The organism is Klebsiella sp. 10-1, assembly GCF_009758445.1.
Taxonomy (GTDB): Bacteria; Pseudomonadota; Gammaproteobacteria; order Enterobacterales; family Enterobacteriaceae; genus Klebsiella; species Klebsiella scottii.
On record NZ_WQRE01000001.1, the window covers coordinates 188,533 to 212,357 of the forward strand.

Consider the following 23,825-nt stretch of genomic DNA (forward strand, 5'->3'; position numbering starts at 1 on the left):
TACATTCACAAATGTATGTAAACGTAACCTCTGTAAACTCATCGACCTATGGCACGAAAAACCAAACAACAGGCACTTGAAACCCGGCAACACATTCTGGACGTTGCTCTGCGTTTGTTTTCGCAGCAAGGCGTATCATCTACCTCGTTGGCAGCAATTGCAAAAGCTGCAGGGGTGACGAGGGGGGCTATCTACTGGCATTTCAAGAATAAATCAGATTTATTTAATGAAATATGGGTGCTTTCGGAGGCCAGTATTAGTGACCTCGAAGTTGAGTATCGGGCAAAATTCCCCAACGATCCACTGTCAGTTGTCCGTGAGATCTTAGTCTATATTCTTGAAGCAACGGTGACAGAAGAGCGTCGGCGGCTGATGATGGAAATCATCTTCCATAAATGTGAGTTTGTTGGCGAGATGGCGGTGGTCCAGGAAGCGCAGCGCAGCCTCTGTCTCGAGAGCTACGATCGCATTGAGCACACCCTCAACGAATGTATTGCGGCGAAGATGCTGCCGGCCAATTTATTAACCCGGCGGGCGGCGATTTTAATGCGCAGCTATCTTTCCGGCCTGATGGAAAACTGGCTGTTTGCGCCGGATTCTTTCGATCTGCAAAAAGACGCGCGCGAATTTGTCGAGACGCTTCTGGAAATGTATCAGTTTTGCCCTTCGCTGCGGGCTCCATCCGAGGCCGCGCTTTAGCGCCTGGCCCAAATTTCCGGCGCTGGATCAGCGCGAAAAAATGCCGCGATCCGCCGCTATTCGCGCGCAGGTAGAAGTGCTATTCTGCGCGCTGCGACGACCCCCGGTATTCTCCGGCTTTTGCAATCATTCATGTTAACACTATGCTGCATACTATTCGTTGGCGAAACGCCATTTCCGCTTTTGTAATTGTACTGATGTTTTTCGTTGGCAGCCTTTGCGCGACTCAGGCCTTTGCGGCTGATTTGCCCGAACGCTCTGAAGTGCAGAGCCAGCTCAATACGCTGAATAAGCAGAAGGAACTCACCCCCCAGGACAAGCTGGTTCAGCAGGACCTGACGCAAACTCTCGAAACGCTCGATAAAATTGAGCGCATCAAGTCGGAGGCGGCTCAGCTGCGTCAGCAGGTCGATCAGGCCCCGGCGAAAATGCGCCAGGCGGTCGATGGCCTGAATGCGCTCGGCGATGTGCCGGATGATGAGGCCACGCGTAAAACGCTAGGCTCGCTGTCGCTCCGTCAGCTGGAAGCCCGCGTCACCCAGACCCTCGACGAATTGCAAAATGCCCAGAACGACCTGGCGACGTACAACAGCCAGCTGGTTGCTTTGCAAACGCAGCCGGAGCGCGTGCAGAACGCCATGTACACGGCGTCCCAGCAGCTGCAGCAGATCCGTAACCGCCTGAACGGCACCTCGGTGAGTGAAGAGACCCTGCGGCCAACTCAGCAGGGGCTCCTGCTGACGCAGCAGTCGCTGCTGAACGCGCAGATCGATCAGCAGCGTAAAAGCCTGGAAGGTAATACCGTCCTGCAGGATACGCTGCAGAAGCAGCGGGATTACGTCAGCGCCAACAGCAACCGCCTGGAGCATCAGCTGCAGCTGCTGCAGGAAGCCGTTAACAGCAAGCGGCTGACGCTGACGGAAAAAACCGCGCAGGAAGCGGTGACTCCCGATGAAACCGCGCGCATTCAGGCCAATCCGCTGGTGCAGCAGGAACTGGAGATTAACCACCAGCTTAGCCAGAGGCTGATTTCGGCGACTGAAAACGGCAACCAGCTGGTGCAGCGCAATATTAAGGTCAAAAACTGGCTCGATCGCGCGCTGCAGTCGGAACGCGATATTAAAGAACAGATATCGGTCCTGAAGGGCAGCCTGCTGCTGTCGCGTATCCTCTACCAGCAGCAGCAGACGCTGCCGTCTGCCGACGAGCTGGAGGATATGACCAACCGCATCGCCGACCTGCGCCTCGAACAATTTGAGGTGAACCAGCAGCGCGACGCCCTGTTCCAGAGCGATGCCTACGTCGCAAAACTGGAGGAAGGGCACAGCAGCGACGTGAATCCGGAAGTGCACGACGCCCTGCTGGACGTCGTGGATATGCGCCGCGAGCTGCTCGATCAGTTCAACAAACAGCTGGGTAATCAGCTGATGATGGCGATTAACCTGCAGATTAACCAGCAGCAGCTGATGAGCGTCTCCAGCACCCTGAAAGCCATCCTGACGCAGCAAATTTTCTGGGTTAACAGCAACAAGCCTATGGACTGGGAGTGGATAAAATCCTTCCCTGAAGCGCTGAAAGGGCAGTTTAAGGCGATGAGAATCACCGTAAACTGGGAAAAAGCCTGGCCCGCCGTGTTCGTGGCGTTCCTCGCCGGCCTGCCGCTGCTGCTGATTGCCGGCCTTATCCGCTGGCGCCTGCAGTGGCTGCGCAGCTACCAGGCAAAGCTGGCGTCGCAGGTCGGGCAGCTGCGTAACGATACCCAGCTGCATACGCCTAAAGCGATTTTGATCGATCTGATAAGAGCTCTGCCGGTGGTTTTGCTGATTCTGGCCGTAGGCCTGATTCTGCTGACGATGCAGCTCAATATCAGCGATCTGCTGTGGGCGTACAGCAAGAAACTGGCGCTGTTCTGGCTGGTGTTTGGCCTGTGCTGGAAGGTACTGGAAAAAGACGGCGTGGCGGTGAGCCACTTTAGTATGCCGCCGCAGCTGACCAGCCACTGGCGTCGGCAGATTGTCCGCGTCAGCCTGGCGCTGCTGCCGCTGAATTTGTGGTCGGTTATCTCCGAACTCTCTCCGCTGCATCTGATGGACGATGTGCTGGGGCAGTTCGTGATCTTTATGAACCTGCTGCTTATCGCGGTGCTGGTGTGGCCGATGTGCCGCGAAAGCTGGCGTGATAAGGAGTCGCACAGCCTGCGCCTGGTGACCGTCACCGTGCTGTCGATCGTCCCCATTGCGCTGATGGCGCTCACGGCGACCGGCTACTTCTATACCACGCTGCGCCTGGCCGGCCGCTGGATTGAAACCGTCTATCTGGTGATGCTGTGGAATCTGCTGTATCAGACCGTTCTGCGCGGCCTGAGCGTGGCGGCCCGCCGTATCGCCTGGCGTCGCGCGCTGGCTCGCCGCCAGCACCTGGTCAAAGAGGGCGCCGAGGGCGCTGAGCCGCAGGAGGAGCCGACGATTGCGCTGGAGCAGGTCAACCAGCAAACGCTGCGCATCACCATGCTGGTGATGATCGCGCTGTTCGGCATCCTGTTCTGGGCGATTTGGTCGGATCTGATCACCGTATTTGCCTATCTCGACAGCATCACCCTGTGGCACTACAACGGCACCGAAGCGGGCGTCAACGTGGTAAAAAGCGTCACGATGGGTAGCCTGCTGTTTGCGATAGTTGCCTCGATGGTGGCCTGGGCGCTAATCCGCAACCTGCCGGGTCTGCTGGAAGTGCTGATCCTTTCACGGCTCAACATGCGCCAGGGGACGTCGTATGCGATCACCTCGATTCTGAACTACGCCATTATCGCGATTGGCGCGATGACGGTGTTCGGCTCGCTGGGCGTATCGTGGGACAAACTGCAGTGGCTGGCGGCCGCGCTGTCGGTGGGTCTGGGCTTTGGCCTGCAGGAAATTTTCGGTAACTTCGTTTCCGGCCTGATTATCCTGTTTGAACGCCCGGTACGCATCGGCGATACGGTCACCATCGGGACCTTCTCCGGCACCGTCAGCAAGATCCGCATCCGCGCGACCACGATTACCGACTTTGACCGCAAAGAGGTGATTATTCCGAACAAAGCGTTCGTAACGGAGCGTTTGATCAACTGGTCGCTGTCCGACACCGTTACCCGCGTCGTCATCCGCCTCGGCGTGGCGTACGGCTCGGATCTGGATAAGGTGAAGGAGGTCCTGCTGCAGGCCGCGCATGAGCATCCGAAGGTGATGCCTGAACCTGCGCCGTCGGTATTCTTCACGACCTTTGGCGCCAGCACGCTGGATCACGAACTGCGTCTCTACGTTCGCGAACTGCGCGATCGCAGCTACACGGTGGACGAGCTGAACCGCACCATCGATCGCCTGTGCCGGGAGAACAATATCAACATCGCCTTCAACCAGCTGGAAGTTCATCTGCGTAATGAAAAGGGTGATGAAGTGACGGAGCTGAAGCGTGAGGTCAAAGGGGACGATCCTTCCCCGGCGCTCGGCTGACAGCCGGTCGGGGCGGCCGATGTGCCGCCCCGCAGCGCGCTACCGTTCCTCGTTTTGCGCCGATCCCGGCGCGTTCTTTAGCTTGTTTTCATAATCACGGCGAATGATTTCCAGCGCGCCGAGCACGGTTTGCGCTGAGACCTGGTTTTCTTCAAGCAGCATGATTAAATCAACGGCCAGTTTGACTTCATCCGGGGCGTTTTCTAACGACATTCTCATTCCTCTGTTAGCGCGTCAGGCGTGCCAGCACGCTTTCTATTTTTTCCAGCGCATCGCGGCAGCGGGCCAGCCGTCCGGCATAGGCATCAACCTCTTTTGCCAGGCGCTGCTGTTCATCCAGCGTCGTCGCCTGCAGCCATTGCCGCTGGCGATCGTTGCGCATGGCCAGCAGGCGGCGCTCATATTCCTGGTGCTTCAGCCGACGCCGCTGCCAGCGGCCAGGCCCCGATGACGCGCTGTCCCAGCTGCGCAGCGACCAGGTTGCCGTCTCGCGGCTGATGGCGGCAATTTGCGCGGTCAGGCGTTCCGCCAGCCAGGCAACCTGCGGCAGCTGCTGGTGCGCGACGGCCTGCTGTAATTTGGCGAAATTACCCTGTGCTTCATCCAGGTAGGCCTGCATCAGCGTGCTGCGGGTACGGAACAGCTGGCGATCGAAACGGGCGCTCAGCGTCGCATGGTTGGCCAGCGGCGCGACCTGTTCGGCCAGCCGGGCCAGTTGCTCTTCCAGCGAGTGTAAAAGCCGGGTTGTTTTCAAATAACTCCTCCATACCCTGATAAGCAACTGTGCTACAGTAGCCATCTCTGCTTGATAACGATTCGCATTATGCCACGTATTATTTTAATCATCATTGGCTGGCTGGCCGTAGTTCTGGGAACGCTCGGCGTCGTCCTGCCTTTATTGCCGACGACGCCGTTTATTCTGCTGGCAGCCTGGTGCTTTGCCCGCTCGTCGCCGCGTTTTCACCGCTGGCTGCTGTATCGCTCGTGGTTTGGCGGCTATTTGCGCCATTGGCAGCAGTATCGCGCCATGCCGCCCGGCGCAAAGCCGCGGGCGATAGGGATGATTATACTGACCTTTGCCATTTCCCTGTGGCTGGTTAAGCTTACGTGGGTACGCATCATGCTGCTGGTGATTCTGGCCTGCCTGCTGCTATTTATGTGGCGTATTCCGGTGGTTGATGCAAAGCAACAAAAGCACTGATGCACCATAATGCCTGTTGCAATTGTCGCTGACAGCCAGTAAATTCGAGCGTTTTCGAGCGCGGATACGCCTGGTCAAAGGTTAATCAAATGTTTCCTTGGCCCGTTTGGCGTGTCCGTGAGTAACACCGTTTTGATCAGGCATAAACTTATGACCGCAACTGCACAGCAGCTTGAATATCTGAAGAACAGCATCCAAAGCATTCAGGACTATCCGAAACCGGGTATTCTTTTCCGTGATGTCACCAGCTTGCTGGAAGACCCGCAGGCCTATGCCCTGAGCATCGAGCTGCTGACCGAGCGTTATAAAAATGCCGGCATCACCAAGGTGGTGGGTACCGAAGCGCGCGGTTTCCTGTTTGGCGCACCGGTTGCGCTGGCGCTGGGTGTTGGCTTTGTTCCGGTGCGCAAACCGGGTAAGTTGCCGCGTGAAACCATCTCGGAGAGCTACGAGCTCGAGTACGGCACCGACAGCTTAGAAATCCACGTTGACGCCATCAAAGAAGGCGATAAGGTGCTGGTGGTTGACGATCTGCTGGCGACCGGCGGCACCATCGATGCGACCGTGAAGCTGATCCGTCGTCTGGGTGGCGAAGTACAGGATGCCGCTTTTGTCATCAACCTGTTCGATCTGGGCGGCGAGCAGCGTCTGGATAAGCTGGGTATCAACAGCTATAGCCTGGTTCCGTTCCCGGGTCACTAAGCATTTCCCGATACATAGCCTCGCCGATCCGGCGGGGCTGTGATAGCATGGCCCCTTCGTGATTTCACCTTCCAGCGTTTCAGAGCCAGCCCATGAGTTATCAGGTCTTAGCCCGTAAATGGCGCCCACAAACCTTTGCTGACGTCGTCGGCCAGGAACATGTGCTGACCGCACTGGCGAACGGCTTGTCGTTAGGGCGCATCCATCACGCTTATCTCTTTTCCGGCACCCGCGGGGTAGGTAAAACCTCCATCGCGCGCCTGCTGGCAAAAGGGTTGAACTGTGAAACCGGCATTACCGCAACGCCGTGCGGCGTGTGCGACAACTGCCGTGAAATAGAGCAGGGGCGCTTTGTCGATTTGATCGAGATCGATGCCGCCTCGCGGACGAAAGTCGAAGATACCCGCGATCTACTGGACAACGTTCAGTACGCGCCGGCCCGTGGCCGCTTCAAAGTCTACCTGATTGATGAAGTCCACATGCTGTCGCGCCACAGCTTCAACGCGTTGTTAAAAACGCTGGAGGAGCCGCCCGCGCACGTCAAATTCCTGCTGGCCACCACCGATCCGCAAAAGCTGCCGGTGACGATCCTGTCGCGCTGCCTTCAGTTCCATCTGAAGGCGCTGGACGTCGAGCAAATCCGCCATCAGCTTGAGCATATCCTCGGCGAAGAGCAGATTGCCTTTGAATCCCGCGCGCTGCAGCTGCTGTCGCGTGCGGCGGACGGTAGCCTGCGTGATGCCCTGAGCCTGACCGATCAGGCCATTGCCAGCGGCGACGGTCGTCTGACGACGGAGTCGGTCAGCGCGATGCTTGGCACTCTGGATGACGACCAGGCGCTCTCTTTAATTGAGGCGCTGGTGGCGGCCGACGGCGAGCGGGTGATGGCCGGCGTTAACGAGGCCGCGTCGCGCGGCGTTGAGTGGGAGGCGCTGCTGGTCGAGATGCAGAGCCTGCTGCACCGTATAGCGATGGTGCAGCTGTCGCCCTCGGCGCTCGGTGCCGATATGGCCGCGATAGAGCAGCGGATGCGCGAGCTTGCGCGCACCGTCCCGCCTGCCGATGTACAGCTATACTATCAGACGCTGCTGATTGGTCGTAAAGAGCTGCCCTATGCCCCGGACAGGCGCATGGGCGTCGAGATGACCCTGCTGCGCGCGCTGGCTTTCCATCCGCGTAAGCCGCTGCCCGAGCCGGAGGTCCAGCCCGTGCAGGCGATAGCCGCCGCTCCGGCCCAGGCCGCAGCGGTGCCGCCGGTTCAGCCGCCGCCGCAGAATTTGCCGCAGAACACCAGCCAGGTACTGGCGGCGCGGAGCCAGCTGCAGCGTAATCAGGGAGCACCCAGCCCAAAAAAGAGTGAGCCGGCAGCCGCATCCCGCGCGCGGCCGGTGAATAACTCTGCGCTGGAGCGTCTGAGTTCGATTACCGAGCGCGTGCAGGCACGTCCTGCTGCAGCGGCGCTGGAGCAGGCCCCGGCGAAGAAAGAAGCCTATCGCTGGAAATCGACGAACGTCGTCGAAACGGTGAAAGAAGAAGTCGCCACGCCGAAGGCGCTGAAGAAAGCGCTGGAGCATGAAAAAACCCCGGAGCTGGCGGCGAAACTCGCCGTTGAAGCGGTCGAACGCGATAGCTGGGCGTCGGAGGTTAATCAGCTTGCGGTGCCGAAACTGGTTGAACAGGTGGCGCTTAACGCGTGGAAAGAGCAGGACGGTAACCGTATCTGCCTGCATCTGCGTCCGAGCCAGCGGCATCTCAATTCCGCTGGTTCGCAGCAAAAGCTGGCGGAAGCGCTCGGTGTTTTATACGGCGCGCCGGTTGAACTGACCATCGTGGAAGACGATAATCCTGCGATGCGCACGCCGCTGGAGTGGCGGCAGGCAATTTATGAAGAGAAGCTCGCGCAAGCGCGTGAAGCGATTATTGCGGATAACAACATTCAGACGCTGCGCCGGTTCTTTGATGCAGACCTGGATGAAGAGAGTATTCGCCCCATTTGATGACAAGTTCGACTTGCCATCATCATCCTTAACGATGACTTACTGAGAGAGAAGCCTATGTTTGGTGGAAAAGGCGGCCTGGGTAACCTGATGAAGCAGGCCCAGCAGATGCAGGACAAAATGCAGCAGATGCAGGAAGAAATTGCCAGGCTGGAAGTGACCGGTGAATCCGGCGCAGGGCTGGTTAAAGTCACCATCAACGGTGCGCACAACTGCCGTCGCGTGGAGATTGACCCAAGCCTGCTGGAAGATGACAAAGATATGCTGGAAGACCTCGTGGCTGCGGCCTTCAACGACGCGGCGCGCCGCATTGAAGAGACCCAGAAAGAGAAGATGGCTTCCGTCTCTTCCGGTATGCAGCTGCCGCCTGGCTTTAAGATGCCGTTCTGATGCAAACCAGCCCGCTGTTAACTCAGCTTATGGAAGCACTGCGCTGCCTGCCGGGCGTTGGCCCGAAGTCGGCGCAGCGTATGGCGTTTACGCTACTTCAGCGCGATCGTAGCGGCGGGATGCGTCTGGCGCAGTCATTGACGCGCGCCATGTCGGAAATCGGCCACTGTGCCGATTGCCGCACCTTCACCGAGCAGGAGGTGTGCAATATTTGCAGCAATCCGCGCCGCCGGGAAAACGGGCAGATCTGCGTGGTGGAGAGTCCAGCGGACATCTACGCCATTGAGCAGACCGGGCAATTTTCCGGCCGCTACTTCGTCCTGATGGGCCACCTGTCGCCGCTTGACGGCATCGGACCGGATGACATCGGGCTTGATCGCCTGGAGCAGCGGCTGCGTGACGAATCGATGCAGGAAGTGATCCTCGCCACCAACCCAACGGTGGAAGGCGAGGCGACCGCGAACTACATTGCCGAACTCTGCGCGCAGTACGGCGTGGAAGCCAGCCGCATCGCCCACGGCGTGCCGGTCGGCGGCGAGCTGGAAATGGTTGACGGCACCACGCTGTCGCACTCCCTCGCCGGGCGGCATAAGATTCGGCTTTAGCCCGACATTCAGGCTGCGGGCGCGCGAGCCGCCTGCAGCCTGAATTATTTAGAGTATCAGGGCATTTTTCGCGGCTGTTGCTTGAAAAATTTTCCCGTCGTCCCCATCTCACACTCAACGGTTTTTTTACCATTAAACATGGCATTGTTGAGGTTAAGCTAGATGAAAGGACAAGAAACTCGCGGTTTTCAGTCAGAAGTAAAACAGCTTCTGCACCTGATGATCCATTCTCTCTATTCCAATAAAGAAATCTTCCTGCGCGAGCTTATTTCCAACGCCTCCGATGCGGCCGACAAGCTGCGCTTTCGCGCGCTGTCGCAGCCGGATCTGTACGAGGGCGACGGTGAGCTGCGCGTGCGGGTCTCTTTTAACAAAGACAACCGCACCCTGACCATCGCCGATAACGGCATCGGGATGAATCGTGACGAGGTTATCGATCATCTTGGGACGATTGCTAAATCCGGCACCAAATCGTTCCTCGAATCGATGGGCTCCGATCAGGCCAAAGATAGCCAGCTGATTGGTCAGTTTGGCGTCGGCTTCTACTCCGCGTTTATCGTTGCCGATAAGGTGACGGTACGGACGCGCGCCGCGGGCGATAGCGCTGACAACGGCGTGTTCTGGGAGTCTGCCGGCGAAGGCGATTACACCGTTGCCGATATCACCAAAGCCGATCGCGGGACGGAGATTACCCTGCATCTGCGCGAAGGCGAGGATGATTTCCTCAACGACTGGCGCGTGCGCTCAATCATCAGCAAATACTCTGACCATATCGCGCTGCCGGTAGAGATTGAAAAACAGGAAGAAGTTGACGGCGAAACCGTTATCTCCTGGGAGAAAATCAACAAGGCGCAGGCGCTGTGGACCCGCAATAAGTCGGAAATTAAAGACGACGAATACCACGAATTCTATAAGCATATTGCCCACGACTATAGCGATCCGCTGACCTGGAGCCACAACCGGGTTGAAGGCAAGCAGGAGTACACCAGCCTGCTGTACATCCCGTCCCAGGCGCCGTGGGACATGTGGAACCGCGATCATAAACATGGCCTGAAGCTGTACGTTCAGCGCGTCTTCATCATGGACGACGCCGAGCAGTTCATGCCTAACTATCTGCGCTTCGTCCGCGGCCTCGTTGATTCCAACGACCTGCCGCTGAACGTATCGCGCGAAATCCTGCAGGACAGCAGCGTCACCCGCAACCTGCGCAGCGCGCTGAGCAAGCGCGTGCTGCAGATGCTGGAAAAACTGGCGAAAGACGATGGCGAAAAATATCAGACCTTCTGGCAGCAGTTCGGCCTGGCGCTGAAAGAGGGCCCGGCGGAAGACGCCGCGAACCAGCAGACCATCGCTAAGCTGCTGCGCTTCGCCAGTACGCATACCGACTCCGCGGCGCAGACCGTGTCGCTGGAAGAGTACGTCTCCCGTATGAAAGAAGGGCAGGAGAAGATTTACTACATCACCGCCGACAGCTATGCCGCCGCGAAGAGCAGCCCGCACCTCGAGCTGCTGCGTAAGAAAGGCATCGAAGTGCTGCTGCTCTCTGACCGCATCGACGAGTGGATGATGAGCTATCTGACCGAGTTCGACGGCAAGGCGTTCCAGTCGGTGGCCAAAACCGACGAGTCGCTGGATAAGCTGGCGGATGAAGTCGATGAAAGCACCAAAGAGGCCGAAAAGGCGCTGGAGCCGTTCGTTGACCGCGTGAAAACGCTGCTGGGCGAGCGGGTGAAAGAGGTCCGCCTGACCCATCGTCTGACCGATACGCCGGCCATCGTCACCACCGATGCGGATGAAATGAGCACCCAGATGGCGAAATTGTTCGCCGCTGCGGGCCAGGCGGCGCCGGAAGTGAAGTACATTTTTGAGCTGAACCCGGCTCATCAGCTGGTTAAACGCGCTGCGGATACCCTGGATGATGCTCAGTTTGGCGAATGGGTTGAGCTGCTGCTCGATCAGGCGCTGCTGGCCGAGCGCGGTACGCTGGAAGATCCTAACCAGTTTATCCGTCGCATGAACCAGCTGCTGGCATCGTAATTCCTGCCCCTAATCTCCTCTCCCGAAACGGGGGAGGGGATTTACCCCAGACCTTCTGAAATACCCTCTTCAGCCAAAATAAACTGACCATTAACCGTTTCAGCCGCTCTGCCTTCCTTGAGCCATCTGCGTTCTGGTGGTATGGTTTAGCGTTTTTGAAAAATAGAATCGACTTTTGAGGGGATTTTCGTAATGCGTATTATTCTGCTTGGCGCTCCGGGCGCGGGTAAAGGAACTCAGGCTCAGTTCATCATGGAGAAATACGGTATTCCGCAAATCTCTACCGGTGATATGCTGCGCGCGGCTGTGAAATCTGGCTCTGAGCTGGGTAAGCAAGCTAAAGACATTATGGACGCCGGCAAGCTGGTGACCGATGAGCTGGTTATTGCGCTGGTTAAAGAGCGTATTACTCAGGAAGATTGCCGCAACGGTTTCCTGCTGGACGGCTTCCCGCGCACCATTCCGCAGGCTGACGCCATGAAAGAAGCGGGCATCGTCGTTGATTACGTTCTTGAGTTTGACGTGCCGGACGAACTGATCGTCGATCGTATCATCGGTCGTCGCGTACACGCCGCTTCCGGCCGCGTTTACCACATCAAATTCAACCCGCCGAAGGTTGAAGGCAAAGACGACGTGACCGGCGAAGAGCTGAGCACCCGTAAAGACGATCAGGAAGAGACCGTGCGTAAACGTCTGGTGGAATACCATCAGATGACGGCTCCGCTGATCGGCTACTATCAGAAAGAAGCGCAGGCGGGCAACACCCAATACGCCAAAGTCGACGGCACCAAAGCCGTGGCTGAAGTTCGCGTTGAACTGGAAAAAATCCTCGGTTAATCCAGTCCGTTCTCATCCCGTGGTGACGGGATGAGAACACCTCTCATTCTACCTTTTTCTATGATTGGTTCCGTTTAGCGCCATTTAAGCTACAATTGTCTGCGATTCAAATGGTTAAGAGGCGGTAATGCATCAGACGAAAACAGGTATCTTGCTAGCCAATTTAGGCACTCCCGATGCGCCCACGCCCGACGCGGTGAAGCGCTATCTGCGACAATTTCTGAGCGACAAACGGGTCGTTGATACGCCTCGTCTGCTGTGGTGGCCGCTGCTGCGCGGCGTGATCCTCCCTCTGCGTTCCCCGAGGGTGGCGAAGCTTTACCAGTCGGTATGGATGGAAGAGGGCTCGCCGCTGATGGTATACAGCCGTCAGCAGCAGCAGGCGCTGGCCGCCCGACTGCCCGACACGCCGGTGGCGCTGGGGATGAGCTACGGTTCGCCTGCGCTTGAAAGCGCGGTGGATGAACTGCTGGGCCAGGGCGTTGACCATATCATCGTGCTGCCGCTGTATCCCCAGTACTCCTGCTCCACCGTTGCGGCGGTATGGGACGAGCTGGCGCGGATCCTCGGCAAAAAGCGGGCGATCCCCGGGATCTCCTTTATCCGTGATTACGCCGACGACGCGGGCTATATTGCGGCGCTCGCCGCCAGCGTTCGCGCTTCGTTTGCCGAACACGGCGAGCCGGACGTGCTGCTGCTCTCTTATCACGGTATTCCGCAGCGCTACGCCCGCGAAGGGGATGATTACCCGCAGCGCTGCCGCGACACCACCCGGGAGCTGGTCTCCGCGCTGGATCTCTCTCCCGATCGGGTGATGATGACCTATCAGTCGCGCTTTGGCCGCGAACCGTGGCTGACTCCGTATACCGACGAGACGCTGAAAATGCTGGGCGAACAGGGCGTGAAGCACGTCCAGGTTCTCTGTCCTGGATTTTCCGCCGATTGCCTGGAGACGCTGGAGGAAATTGCCGTGCAGAACCGCGAGTTCTTCCTCGAGGCCGGCGGGCAGAAATATGAATATATTCCTGCTCTCAACGCGGACGCGGCGCATATTGAGATGATGGTTAACCTGACGGCAGCGTATCGCTAATCGCGTGCGGCGCGGGGAATATGCTACTATTCCCCGCCTGTCCACTGCCACTAAATCACCACTATGAAATTTCCCGGTAAACGCAAATCTAAACACTACTTTCCTGTAAATGCCCGCGATCCGCTGCTGCAACAAATTCAGCCGGAAAATGAATCTAATATTTCCTGGGTGGTCGGCATCGATCAGACTCTGGTGGATATCGAAGCGAAAGTGGATGAAGCGTTTATTGTGCGCTACGGCCTGAGCGCCGGACATTCGCTGGTGATTGAAGATGATATCGCCGAGGCGCTTTATCAGGATCTGCTGCGCAACAATCTGATCACCCACCAGTTTGCCGGTGGGACCATCGGCAATACCATGCACAACTATTCGGTGCTGGCGGATGATCGGTCGGTGCTGCTCGGCGTGATGTGCAGCAATATCGAAATCGGCGGCTACGCCTATCGTTATCTTTGTAATACCTCCAGCCGTACCGATCTTAACTATCTTCAGGGCGTGGACGGGGCGATCGGCCGCTGCTTCACCCTGATCGGCGACTCCGGCGAACGTACCTTCGCCATCAGCCCAGGGCACATGAACAAGCTGCGTCCGGAAAGTATTCCGGAAGAGGTGATTGCCGGCGCTTCAGCGCTGGTACTGACCTCTTATCTGGTGCGCTGCAAGCCCGGCGAACCGATGCCGGACGCCACGATGAAAGCGATAGAGTACGCGAAAAAACACGACGTGCCGGTAGTGCTGACGCTGGGAACCAAATACGTCATTGCCGACAACCCGCAGTGGTGGCAGACCTTCCTGAAGGAAAATGTTTCGATTCTGGCCATGAATGAAGAAGAGGCCGAGGCGCTGACCGGGCTTGCCGATCCGCTGCTGGCCTCAGATAAGGCGCTGGAGTGGGTGGATCTGGTGCTATGTACCGCCGGACCTGCGGGCCTGTATATGGCCAGCTTCACCGAAGACGAAGTTAAGCGCAAAACCCAGCACCCGCTGCTGCCGGGGGCCATTGCCGAATTTAATCAGTACGAGTTCAGCCGCGCGATGCGCCATCAGGATTGTCAAAACCCGCTGCGTATCTACTCGCATATCGCCCCGTACATGGGCGGGCCTGAGAAAATCATGAATACCAACGGTGCCGGCGACGGCGCGCTGGCGGCGCTGCTGCACGATATTACGGCGAATAACTACCACCGTCATAACGTCCCCAACTCCAGTAAGCACAAGTGCAAGTGGCTGACCTACTCATCGCTGGCGCAGGTGTGCAAATACGCTAACCGCGTCAGCTATCAGGTACTGAATCAGCACTCGCCGCGTTTAACCCGTGGGCTGCCGGAGCGTGAAGATAGCCTGGAAGAGGCGTACTGGGAGCGCTAAGCGCGTTTCCCTCGCCGCAGGGGGCGGGAGACGTTTGACCGGATCGCGCCCTCTGCCGATGCGAGAGGGCGGCAGAGCTTAGCCGGTGACCACTTCACCCGCCGGCGGCGTTTCCAGCAGCAGCAGCATGGCGCGGGCGATTTCCCGCTCGCCCATCACCACCTGATTCGCGCCGCGTTCGACAATATAGTCCACTTCGTCATCATAGTGCGCGCGGGCGATAATCTCGATATTCGGGCATTTCTCACGCGCAGAGGCAACGATTTCTCCCGCCTCGTAGCCGTTAGGGATGGTCAGAAGCAGCCAGCGGGCGCAGTCCAGATGCGCCAGATTCATAATCTCTTCGTTTGCCGCATTGCCCAGCACCGCGCGGATGCCGCGCTCGCGCAGCTCGTCCACGCGGGTGCGCGACGTTTCGATAACCACCAGCGGAATACCCTGCGCCATCAGCTTCTCGCCGAGCAGGCTGCCGACGCGGCCAAAGCCAACCAGCAGCGCGTGATTGCAGATATCGACCGGAATTTGCTTCTCTTCTTCCAGCACCTCTTCGAGGGTTTGCTCGTCGAGGGTTTCGGTTTTATCGAGGTATTTTTCCAGCAGCGCGAACAGCACAGGGTTGAGCATAATGGAGATGATCGCCCCGGCAAGCACCAGGTTTTGCCCGGCCTGCGGCAGCAGATCCAGCGCCATACCGAGGCCGGCGAGGATAAAGGCGAACTCACCGATCTGCGCCAGGCTGGCGGCGATGGTCAGCGCGGTACGCGGGGAGTGGCCGAACATCCGCACGAGGAAGAAGGCCACCACCGACTTACCGAAGATGATAATCGCCAGGGTTGCCAGTACCGCCAGCGGCTGCTCCAGCAGGATCATCGGGTCGAACAGCATGCCGACGGAAACAAAGAACAGCACCGCGAACGCGTCGCGAAGCGGCAGCGTATCGTGGGCGGCGCGGTGGCTGAGTTCGGATTCGTTCAGCACCATGCCGGCGAAAAATGCGCCGAGGGCAAAGGAGACGTCGAACAGCTCAACCGCGCCGAAGGCAATCCCGAGCGCCAGCGCCAGCACCGAAAGCGTAAACAGTTCCCGTGAGCCGGTCGCGGCGCTGCGCGACATAATCCACGGCACCAGGCGGCGGCCAACCAGCATCATAATGGCGATAAAGGCGACGACTTTACCGATAGTGATGCCCATATCAACGGCCAGCGACGCCAGGCCGACGTTGCCTTTTTCCGTCATTCCGGCGACGGCGGGCAGCAGGACCAGCGTCAGCACCATCACTAAATCTTCGACGATTAGCCAGCCGATGGCGATTTGCCCTCGCTGACTATCAATAAGCTGGCGTTCTTCTAACGCGCGCAGCAGCACCACGGTACTGGCGGTAGAAAGACACAGACCAAAAACGATACCGGTCATCAGCGACCAGCCCAACATCGCTGAAAGCGCCATACCTAGCAGCGTTGCCACGCCTATCTGGGCAATCGCGCCGGGAATGGCGATCGACTTTACCGCCATTAAATCTTTTAAAGAGAAATGCAGACCGACGCCGAACATCAGCAAAATGACCCCAAGCTCGGCCAGCTCTGGCGCCAGTTTGGTATCAGCAACAAAACCCGGGGTAAAGGGGCCAGAGAGTACGCCCGCTAATAAATAGCCCACCAGTGGAGAAATACGTAACTTATTGGCAATCATGCCAAAAATAAAAGCGAGGACCAGCCCGCCGACAATGGTGGTGATAAGCGGTGTTGCGTGGTGCATTCCGTCTCCTTGCATGTGGTGAGCCAATCCATTTTCGGTATTAAACACGTCCTTCTTCAGGCTGCCTCTGCGTTAGCTTCGCGCGTTCGCCCCGACCACATAGTTATCTATGCTCCAGGGGTGTCGTCCACTCGCCGGCTTGATGCAACCCGAATGATATTGTGCATAAACCTAAAAAACCGAGTAATAGTTTATGACACTTTTAGCTGTTTTGTTTATGAATAATTATTGAATTCTTCCGAAAACTGGAATTAGCCCGCAAAAAAGCACAGATCGGAAAACAGGGGCAGGTAATGCAGGAGCGATCCTGATGGGGTAAGGGATTACGGCAGCCAAAGTTTCACTTTGGCTGCCGTATAATCACGCTTTTTGGTGATTGTTAGGGAGGAATATCGTCAATATACCCAGCAGAGGCAGGAAAGCACAGATTTTATAGACCAGCTCGATGCTGGTATGATCGGCTAACAGCCCCAGCACCGCGGCTCCCAGGCCACCCATCCCGAATGCAAAACCGAAGAACAGGCCGGAAACCATGCCAATTCGACCCGGTAATAGCTCCTGAGCGTAAACCAGAATGGCAGAAAACGCCGATGCGAGGATAAAACCAATTATCATGGTCAAAATCCCCGTCCATTCGAGGGTTGCATACGGTAAAATAAGGGTAAACGGCGCTACGCCGAGGATTGAGCCCCAAATCACGTATTTCCGCCCAATTTTATCGCCTACAGGCCCACCAATCACCGTTCCTGCGGCAACCGCGAACAGGAAGATAAACAGGTGTATCTGCGCGTTTTGCACCGATAAGCCAAACTTATCCATCAGATAAAAGGTGTAATAGCTGCTAATGCTCGCCATATAGAAGTATTTCGAGAAAATAAGCATCAGCAGGATGCTTACCGCCAGAATAACTTTATTTTTGGGCAGCGGATTGGCGATGACAGCCTTAGGTTTACCTTTGTTCATCCGATGCTGCGCCGCGTACCAGCGGCTAATTTGCGATAGTACGACGATCGCCAGCAGCGCGGCCAGCACGAACCAGGCGACGTTGCCTTTACCGTAAGGGGCAATGATGACTGCCGCCAGCAGCGGGCCCAGAGAGCTGCCAAAGTTTCCGCCAACCTGGAACAGCGACTGGGCCAGGCCGTGGCGCCCGCCGGAGGCCATGCGCGCCACGCGAGAGGATTCCGGATGGAAGACCGAAGAGCCGGTACCGACCAGCGCGGCGGCCAGCAGCACTGTGCCAAAGCTTCCCGCCAGCGCCAGCAGCACCAGCCCGCAGAGGGTAAAGCACATTCCGACGGGCAGCGACCACGGCATCGGGTGCTTGTCGGTTATATAGCCCACCACCGGCTGCAGGAGCGAAGAGGCGAGCTGGAAAGTGAGGGTGATCATGCCGATCTGCACAAAGGAGAGGGAGAACTCCGACTGTAGCAGCGGGTAGATCGCCAGGATCAGCGACTGGATCATATCGTTCAGCAGGTGGGAAAGGCTGATGGCCCCCAGAATGCGAAACGAGGTGCGGGCTTTTTGCGGCGGCGCAGCGGAGCCGGATAAGGGTTGAGCGGTCTGATTCATTGCCATAGATTCACTTAAAGGTTCTTATTAGAGGATGCAGGTGGAATTATTATCTGACTAACATACCTGCGCCTAAGGTTTGAAGGAAGTCGCAATTCTGAAAACATATTTGTCTAATCGCGTAACTCGCTATACTTTCGGCACTTGTTATTAAATCAGGGAGAGAAGCATGCAATTTGTGAAACGCGGGGTGGCGCTGGCGCTATTCGCGGCGCTATCGCTGGGAAGTCTGTCAGCGCAGGCCTATGAGCAGGATAAAACCTACAAAATCACCATCCTGCATACCAACGATCATCACGGGCATTTCTGGCGTAGCGATTACGGCGAATATGGTCTCTCGGCGCAAAAAACGCTGGTGGACGGTATTCGTAAAGAGGTTGCCGCCGAGGGCGGCAGCGTACTGCTGCTATCCGGCGGCGATATTAATACCGGGGTTCCGGAGTCTGACTTGCAGGATGCGGAACCCGATTTTCGCGGCATGAACCTGGTTGGCTACGACGCTATGGCGGTGGGCAATCATGAGTTTGATAATCCCCTCAGCGTGCTGCGCCAGCAGGAGAAGTGGGCTAAATTCCCGTTCCTTTCGGCCAATATTTACCAGAAAAGCACCGGTGAGCGCCTGTTTAAGCCCTGGGCCTTATTTAAGCGCGGCGGACTGAATATCGCGGTGATTGGCCTGACGACGGACGACACCGCCAAAATTGGTAACCCGGAGTACTTCACCGATATTGAATTCCGCAAGCCGGCGGAAGAAGCGAAGCTGGTTATTCAGGAGCTGCAGCAGAATGAAAAGCCGGACGTGATTCTGGCCACGACCCATATGGGCCATTATGACAACGGCGAGCACGGTTCGAATGCGCCGGGCGACGTGGAGATGGCGCGCAGCCTGCCTGCCGGAGCGCTGGCGATGATTGTCGGCGGTCATTCGCAGGACCCGGTATGCATGGCGGCGGAGAATAAAAAGCAGGTGGATTATGTTCCCGGTACGCCGTGCGCGCCGGACAAGCAAAACGGCATCTGGATCGTCCAGGCGCATGAATGGGGTAAATACGTGGGCCGCGCGGATTTTGAATTCCGCAACGGCGAAATGAAGCTGGTGCACTATCAGCTGATCCCGGTCAACCTGAAGAAAAAAGTGACCTACGACAACGGCCAGAGCGAACGCGTGCTCTATACGCCGCAGATCCCGGAAAACGCGCAGATGCTATCGCTGCTGACGCCGTTCCAGAATAAGGGTAAAGCGCAGCTGCAGGTGAAAATCGGCAGCGTCAACGCTCATCTTGAGGGCGATCGCAGCAAGGTGCGCTTCGTGCAGACCAACATGGGGCAGCTTCTGCTGGCGGCGCAGATGGCGCGCAGCGGCGCCGACTTTGCGGTGATGAGCGGCGGCGGTATTCGCGACTCCATCGAAGCCGGAGATATTACCTATAAAGACGTGATGAAGGTGCAGCCGTTCGGCAACGTGCTGGTGTACGTCGATATGAACGGCCAGGAGGTGACGGAATATCTCACCGCCGTGGCGCAGATGAAACCGGATTCCGGGGCCTATCCGCAGTTCGCCAACGTCAGCTTTGTGGCGAAAGACGGCAAGCTGAATGATTTGAAAATCAAAGGCCAGCCGGTCGATCCGACGAAAACCTACCGCATGGCGACCCTGAGCTTTAACGGCACCGGCGGCGACGGTTATCCGCATATCGACGCTAAGCCAGGCTACGTCAATACCGGCTTCATCGACGCCGAAGTGCTGAAGGAGTATATCCAGAAGAACTCCCCGCTGGACGCGGCGGCGTTTGAACCGAAAGGCGAGGTGAGCTGGCAGTAACGGAGCCGCGCCGCTCGCCGGGTTGTGGTTTTGGCCCGGCCAGCGGCGCGAGGCGGCTGGAGAGATTAATCGCGGCGCGCTATATCGGCGAACTTCGCATCCAGGATTTTCGCCAGGTCGCTGGCCGCCAGCTCGATATCCAGCCCGCGCTTGCCGCCTGAGATATACATGGTGGCAAACTCCTGTGCCGGGGCGTCAATCACCGTCGGCAGGCGTTTTTTCTGTCCAAGCGGGCTGATGCCGCCGACCAGATAGCCGGTTACCCGCTGCGCCACCATCGGGTCGGCCATATCCACTTTCTTCGCGCCCAGCGCTTTGGCCACTTTTTTCAAATCCAGCTGACCAGCGACCGGGGTGACCGCCACGGCCAGATGCTTCATATCCCCGTTGAGCGCCACCAGCAGCGTTTTATAAACCCGATCGGCGTTCAGGCCGAGTTTGCGCACCACTTCGTCGCCGAAATTGGTTTCGCCAGGATCGTGATCGTAGCTGTGGATCGTAAAAGCAATTTTGTTTTTTTCGAGTAACTTAACGGCGGGAGTCATCGCTATCCTTCTTACCAACCGATCTAATGTACGTTAAGCATACGCCTGATGATTGTGTAAAAAATAGTACCATCTTGCGCAATAGTATTGGCAGTGATGGTCACTTTGAGCGACAATCGAACGATCCGAGGTGCGAATCTCGGGATAATAATAATGATGAAATTCCTCTTTGACGGGCCAATAGAAATATTGGCCATTTTTTTACGTCAGCATATCAGGCAGGTTCCCTTCACCGTATAAATGCAGCGCGCCCACGGCGACAACATAGCGCCCCGGAGGCAGAGCCAGCAGTACCTCGCGCCAGGCGAGGTTGCGTTGATGCATCAAAACATCGTACAGCGACTGGCTAAAGGTCGTGGGTAGCGAGGTGGCCCCTTTTGCCGGCGGCTGCTCCAGCCACCAGCCGATCATCACCTGCAGAAGACGGGCGTTGGTTCGCCAGTGGGTCAGCGTGTCTTCCAGCAGCGCCAGCCCGCCATCGGGCAAATCGCGCAGCAGCGCTATCTGGCTATCGGTTCCCTCCAGCTCCATCACCCGCACGCGGCTTTCGCGTGCCGCCATCAGCAGCTGATAATCTATCCCGTAATCCGGACGAAGCCCCAGCTTTTGCGCCTGAGTAGCCTGCAGCGCCATGGCAACCTGCCATAGCGGCTGGCTGTCGAAAATGGCGGTTGCCAGCCCCAGCTCCGCGGCGCGGGCTTCCAGCTCAAGGATCTGTTCAGCGCTCAGGCGCTCGGCCAGCGGCGGATAAGAGGGGAGGTTGCTGAAGGGCGTCTCGTTACCGGTAATGTCGGCTTCGACAATCAGCGCATCGGCCTGGCGAATTTTTTTCAGCAGCCTGGCCGGCGGCGGCGACATATCCCGGGTGCCCATGTGAATGCTGCCGACGAGGTGCAGGTAGCGTCCGCCGGGAAGGGTAATATCCAGCGCCGGCCAGGAATAAGACGAGCCAAAGGCGGCTCGCCACAGCATTTTTATTCGGTTTAACAGGCCCATACGCGCTCCGCAATGTGAAGAACTCATGCTAGCGCGCGCGGCCGGGAGGCGCAAGCGTGGGCGGGGGATAAGCGTGCGGTAGCCCGGACAGGGCGTGATGCCGCTATCCGGGAAGGCTTCAGGTTCGGGCCCGCGTGAGAGTCTACTCTTTTGGTTTAAAACGCAGCAGCCGGTTGGCGTTGCTCACCACGGTTATCGAGGAGAGCGCCATCGCCGCCCCGGCAACCACCGGGTTGAGCAGCGTACCGGTGAGCGGCCAGAGGATCCCGGCGGCAATCGGAATGCCCAGCGAGTTATAGACAAAGGCGCCCAGCAGGTTCTGCTTCATATTACGCAGCGTGGCTTTTGCAATGGCCAGCGCGTCGGCCACGCCGTTCAGGCTATGGCGCATCAGGGTAATCGCCGCCGTTTCAATGGCTACGTCGCTGCCGCCGCCCATCGCAATGCCGACATCGGCCTGCGCCAGCGCCGGGGCGTCGTTAATGCCATCGCCGACCATCGCGACCTGATGCCCCTGGCTTTGCAGGCGCTTGATGGCATCGGCTTTACCGTCCGGCAGGACGCCGGCAATCACCTCGTCGATACCCGCTTCTTTGGCGATAGCGTTGGCCGTAACCGGGTTATCCCCGGTGAGCATCACCAGACGGTAGCCCTGGCGATGCAGGCGGGCCAGCGCCGCCACGCTGTCGCTGCGCAGCGGATCGCGAATGGCGATCAGCGCGGCAACCTCGCCGTCTACCGCCAGCAGCACCGGCGTGGCGCCCTGCGAGGCCTGAGCGTTGAGGTCACTTTCCGCCGCGTCGGTGGCAATATTCTGCTCGTTGAGCAGCGCCTGATTACCGAGCAGGAGATGATGTCCGTCGGCTTCACCGCTCACGCCCAGCCCGCGAAGGGTACGGAAGTTCCCAACCTCCGGCAGCGCGCTATCCGCCGCTTTGTCGAGGATCGCCCGCGCCAGAGGGTGGCTGGAGCCCTGTTCCAGCGCGGCGGCCAGGCGTAAAGCGGTCGCCTCATCGATAGCTGTAAAGGTTTTCACCGCCACAACCTGTGGTTTCCCTTCGGTCAGGGTACCGGTTTTATCGAATACGACGGTATCCAGCTGGCTGGCGCGCTGCAGCGCATCGGCGTCGCGAACCAGCACGCCGTACTCCGCCGCCCGGCCGACGCCGGAAATAATCGACATCGGCGTTGCCAGGCCCAGCGCACATGGGCAGGCGATAATCAGCACCGTGGTGGCGATGATCAGGGTATAGACGATCTGCGGCGCCGGACCGAAGAAGTACCAGATTGCCGCGCTGAACAGCGCAATGACCACGACCGTCGGGACGAAGACGGCGGAAATTTTATCCGCCAGCTGGCCGATTTCTGGTTTACTGCTCTGCGCCTGGCGCACCATGCGGATAATTCGCGCCAGCGTCGTCTGACTCCCCACGGCGCTGGCGGTAAACAGGACGCTGCCATCCTGCACCACCGTACCGGCATGCAGGGGATCTCCGCCGCTTTTCTGCTGCGGGATCGGTTCGCCGGTCAGCATGGCTTCATCAAGCCAGGCCTCGCCCTGGGTGATGGTGCCGTCAACCGGCACCCGGTCGCCGGTGGTCAGACGCAGGGTCATGCCAGGCAGAACTTGCGCCAGCGGTACGCTTTTTTCACCCTCAGGAGTGACCACGCGTGCCGACGGCGGCGTCAAATCGAGCAGTTTTTCCAGCGCCCGCGAAGATCGCTGCCGGGCGCGGGCTTCCAGCATATGGCCGAGGTTAATCAGACCGATAATCATGGCGCTGGCTTCATAATAGAGGTGGCGGGCTTCCATCGGGAACCACTGCGGCCACAGGTTGACGCTCATTGAGTAGAGCCAGGCGACCCCGGTGCCCAGCGCCACCAGCGTATCCATAGTGGCGGTGCCGTTTCTCAGGCTTTTCCAGGCGCTGCGATAGAAGTGGCCGCCGGCAAAGACCATTACCGCAAGGGTGACAAGCCCGATAGCCAGCCACAGCGAGCGGTTGTCGTCGGTGACCATCATGTTGTCACCGAACATTCCCCACACCATCACCGGAACGCCCACCAGCAGGGCGACGATCGCCTGCCAGCGGAAGCGTTTCATGGTGGCGATGGCGGTTTCCTGCTGGCGCTCGCGGCGCTTCAGATCGTCTTCGATAGCTTCTGCGCCGTAGCCCGCTTTTTCCACCGCCTGCACTAATTCTGCGGCGGACGCGCTGCCCATGACCAGCGCAGTGCGTTCCGCCAGATTCACCCGCGCCTGCGCGACGCCCGGTACCGCGGCAAGCGCCTTCTGTACCCGGGAAACGCAGCTGGCACAGCTCATGCCGTTGATCAGTAGCTGTTGACTGTCATCGGTGTCATGGGCTGCCGGAAGCTCAGGAGGGGCCGCTGTCAGTGCTTCCGACGGGAGTATTGATTCCGCCAGCGGTTTAGCCTTTGGGTGGCTGAGCTCCGCACCGTATCCGGCTTTCTGAATCGTATCGATTAGCGCTTCGGCGCTGGCGCTACCGGTGACATGCGCTTCGGTAGTGGTGACGTCCGCCAGTTCAACGTCAGGACGCTGCTCCAGGCTCTCTTTTACGCGTTTGACGCAGTGGCCGCAGGTGAGGCCATCGAGCGTCAGGTCGATGGTTTGTGACATAACAAACTCCTTTATTACGTGGATGAGCTGACTGTGATAAAGGTTAAACCTTCCAGCAAGGGGAAGGTCAAGGC

At 58.1% G+C, this 23,825-nt stretch carries 19 protein-coding genes and 1 other annotated feature; of the genes, 12 read left to right on the forward strand and 7 right to left on the reverse strand.

From position 1 onward, the window contains the following. Positions 1-48: 48 nt before the first annotated feature. The gene (acrR, locus tag GO007_RS00890; RefSeq protein WP_095094488.1) at positions 49-699 is read left to right on the forward strand and encodes a multidrug efflux transporter transcriptional repressor AcrR; all 651 of its coding nucleotides are present in this window, start codon (positions 49-51) and stop codon (positions 697-699) included. A 143-nt stretch (positions 700-842) separates the two neighbouring features. Further along, positions 843-4,187, forward strand: coding sequence for a mechanosensitive channel MscK (mscK, locus tag GO007_RS00895; RefSeq protein ID WP_095094490.1), 3,345 nt, complete (start codon positions 843-845; stop codon positions 4,185-4,187). A gap of 39 nt (positions 4,188-4,226) precedes the next feature. Here the strand turns inward: mscK and rsmS are convergent, their stop codons facing one another. Further along, entirely contained in the window at positions 4,227-4,400 is a 174-nt protein-coding gene (gene rsmS / locus GO007_RS00900; protein WP_095094492.1) for a pleiotropic regulatory protein RsmS, read from the reverse strand. A 13-nt stretch (positions 4,401-4,413) separates the two neighbouring features. After that, entirely contained in the window at positions 4,414-4,941 is a 528-nt protein-coding gene (priC, locus tag GO007_RS00905) for a primosomal replication protein N'' (protein ID WP_095094494.1), read from the reverse strand. A 69-nt stretch (positions 4,942-5,010) separates the two neighbouring features. Between priC and GO007_RS00910 the strand changes: the two genes are divergently transcribed. The 9 genes from GO007_RS00910 (at position 5,011) to GO007_RS00950 (ending at position 14,414) form a co-directional block, all read left to right on the forward strand. Then, positions 5,011-5,388, forward strand: coding sequence for a DUF454 family protein (locus GO007_RS00910; RefSeq protein WP_095097930.1), 378 nt, complete (start codon positions 5,011-5,013; stop codon positions 5,386-5,388). A 150-nt stretch (positions 5,389-5,538) separates the two neighbouring features. Continuing rightward, positions 5,539-6,090: an adenine phosphoribosyltransferase gene (gene apt / locus GO007_RS00915; RefSeq protein ID WP_095094496.1), complete on the forward strand. Its 552-nt coding sequence runs from the start codon at positions 5,539-5,541 to the stop codon at positions 6,088-6,090. A 92-nt stretch (positions 6,091-6,182) separates the two neighbouring features. Continuing rightward, positions 6,183-8,087, forward strand: a complete 1,905-nt coding sequence (gene dnaX, locus GO007_RS00920) for a DNA polymerase III subunit gamma/tau (protein WP_095094497.1) — start codon at positions 6,183-6,185, stop codon at positions 8,085-8,087. After that, positions 7,420-7,484, forward strand: a sequence feature (DnaX frameshifting element). It overlaps the preceding gene by 65 nt. Before the next feature lie 57 nt (positions 8,088-8,144). Then, on the forward strand, positions 8,145-8,477 hold the full coding sequence (locus GO007_RS00925) for a YbaB/EbfC family nucleoid-associated protein (RefSeq protein WP_041144364.1): 333 nt from the start codon (positions 8,145-8,147) through the stop codon (positions 8,475-8,477). Beyond that, positions 8,477-9,082: a recombination mediator RecR gene (gene recR, locus GO007_RS00930; protein ID WP_041144365.1), complete on the forward strand. Its 606-nt coding sequence runs from the start codon at positions 8,477-8,479 to the stop codon at positions 9,080-9,082. The genes GO007_RS00925 and recR overlap by 1 nt, the downstream gene beginning before the upstream one ends. 162 nt (positions 9,083-9,244) lie before the next feature. Next, on the forward strand, positions 9,245-11,119 hold the full coding sequence (gene htpG / locus GO007_RS00935) for a molecular chaperone HtpG (protein ID WP_095094499.1): 1,875 nt from the start codon (positions 9,245-9,247) through the stop codon (positions 11,117-11,119). 192 nt (positions 11,120-11,311) lie between these two features. After that, the gene (gene adk, locus GO007_RS00940; protein WP_095094501.1) at positions 11,312-11,956 is read left to right on the forward strand and encodes an adenylate kinase; all 645 of its coding nucleotides are present in this window, start codon (positions 11,312-11,314) and stop codon (positions 11,954-11,956) included. 127 nt (positions 11,957-12,083) lie between these two features. Next, positions 12,084-13,046 carry a ferrochelatase gene (gene hemH, locus GO007_RS00945; RefSeq protein WP_095094503.1) on the forward strand — a complete coding sequence of 321 codons (963 nt, stop codon included), beginning with the start codon at positions 12,084-12,086 and terminating at the stop codon, positions 13,044-13,046. 63 nt (positions 13,047-13,109) lie between these two features. Continuing rightward, on the forward strand, positions 13,110-14,414 hold the full coding sequence (locus tag GO007_RS00950) for an inosine/guanosine kinase (RefSeq protein WP_095094505.1): 1,305 nt from the start codon (positions 13,110-13,112) through the stop codon (positions 14,412-14,414). 78 nt (positions 14,415-14,492) lie between these two features. Here GO007_RS00950 and ybaL read toward each other — a convergent pair whose 3' ends face one another. Beyond that, positions 14,493-16,169: a YbaL family putative K(+) efflux transporter gene (ybaL, locus tag GO007_RS00955; RefSeq protein ID WP_095094507.1), complete on the reverse strand. Its 1,677-nt coding sequence runs from the start codon at positions 16,167-16,169 to the stop codon at positions 14,493-14,495. A 360-nt stretch (positions 16,170-16,529) separates the two neighbouring features. Continuing rightward, positions 16,530-17,750, reverse strand: coding sequence for an MFS transporter (locus tag GO007_RS00960; protein ID WP_095094509.1), 1,221 nt, complete (start codon positions 17,748-17,750; stop codon positions 16,530-16,532). A 163-nt stretch (positions 17,751-17,913) separates the two neighbouring features. On the opposite strand from GO007_RS00960, the gene ushA reads away from it, so the two are divergent. Further along, entirely contained in the window at positions 17,914-19,566 is a 1,653-nt protein-coding gene (gene ushA / locus GO007_RS00965) for a bifunctional UDP-sugar hydrolase/5'-nucleotidase UshA (RefSeq protein WP_095094511.1), read from the forward strand. 65 nt (positions 19,567-19,631) lie between these two features. On the opposite strand, the gene ybaK is transcribed toward ushA, so the two are convergent. From ybaK to copA, 3 genes are all read right to left on the reverse strand, one after another. After that, positions 19,632-20,111 carry a Cys-tRNA(Pro)/Cys-tRNA(Cys) deacylase YbaK gene (gene ybaK / locus GO007_RS00970; protein ID WP_095094513.1) on the reverse strand — a complete coding sequence of 160 codons (480 nt, stop codon included), beginning with the start codon at positions 20,109-20,111 and terminating at the stop codon, positions 19,632-19,634. A 201-nt stretch (positions 20,112-20,312) separates the two neighbouring features. Then, positions 20,313-21,107 (reverse strand): TraB/GumN family protein, encoded by a 795-nt coding sequence (locus GO007_RS00975; protein WP_095094515.1) that lies wholly within the window; start codon positions 21,105-21,107, stop codon positions 20,313-20,315. Positions 21,108-21,249: 142 nt separating this feature from the next. Further along, positions 21,250-23,751 (reverse strand): copper-exporting P-type ATPase CopA, encoded by a 2,502-nt coding sequence (gene copA, locus GO007_RS00980; RefSeq protein ID WP_095094517.1) that lies wholly within the window; start codon positions 23,749-23,751, stop codon positions 21,250-21,252. Positions 23,752-23,825 lie beyond the last annotated feature (74 nt).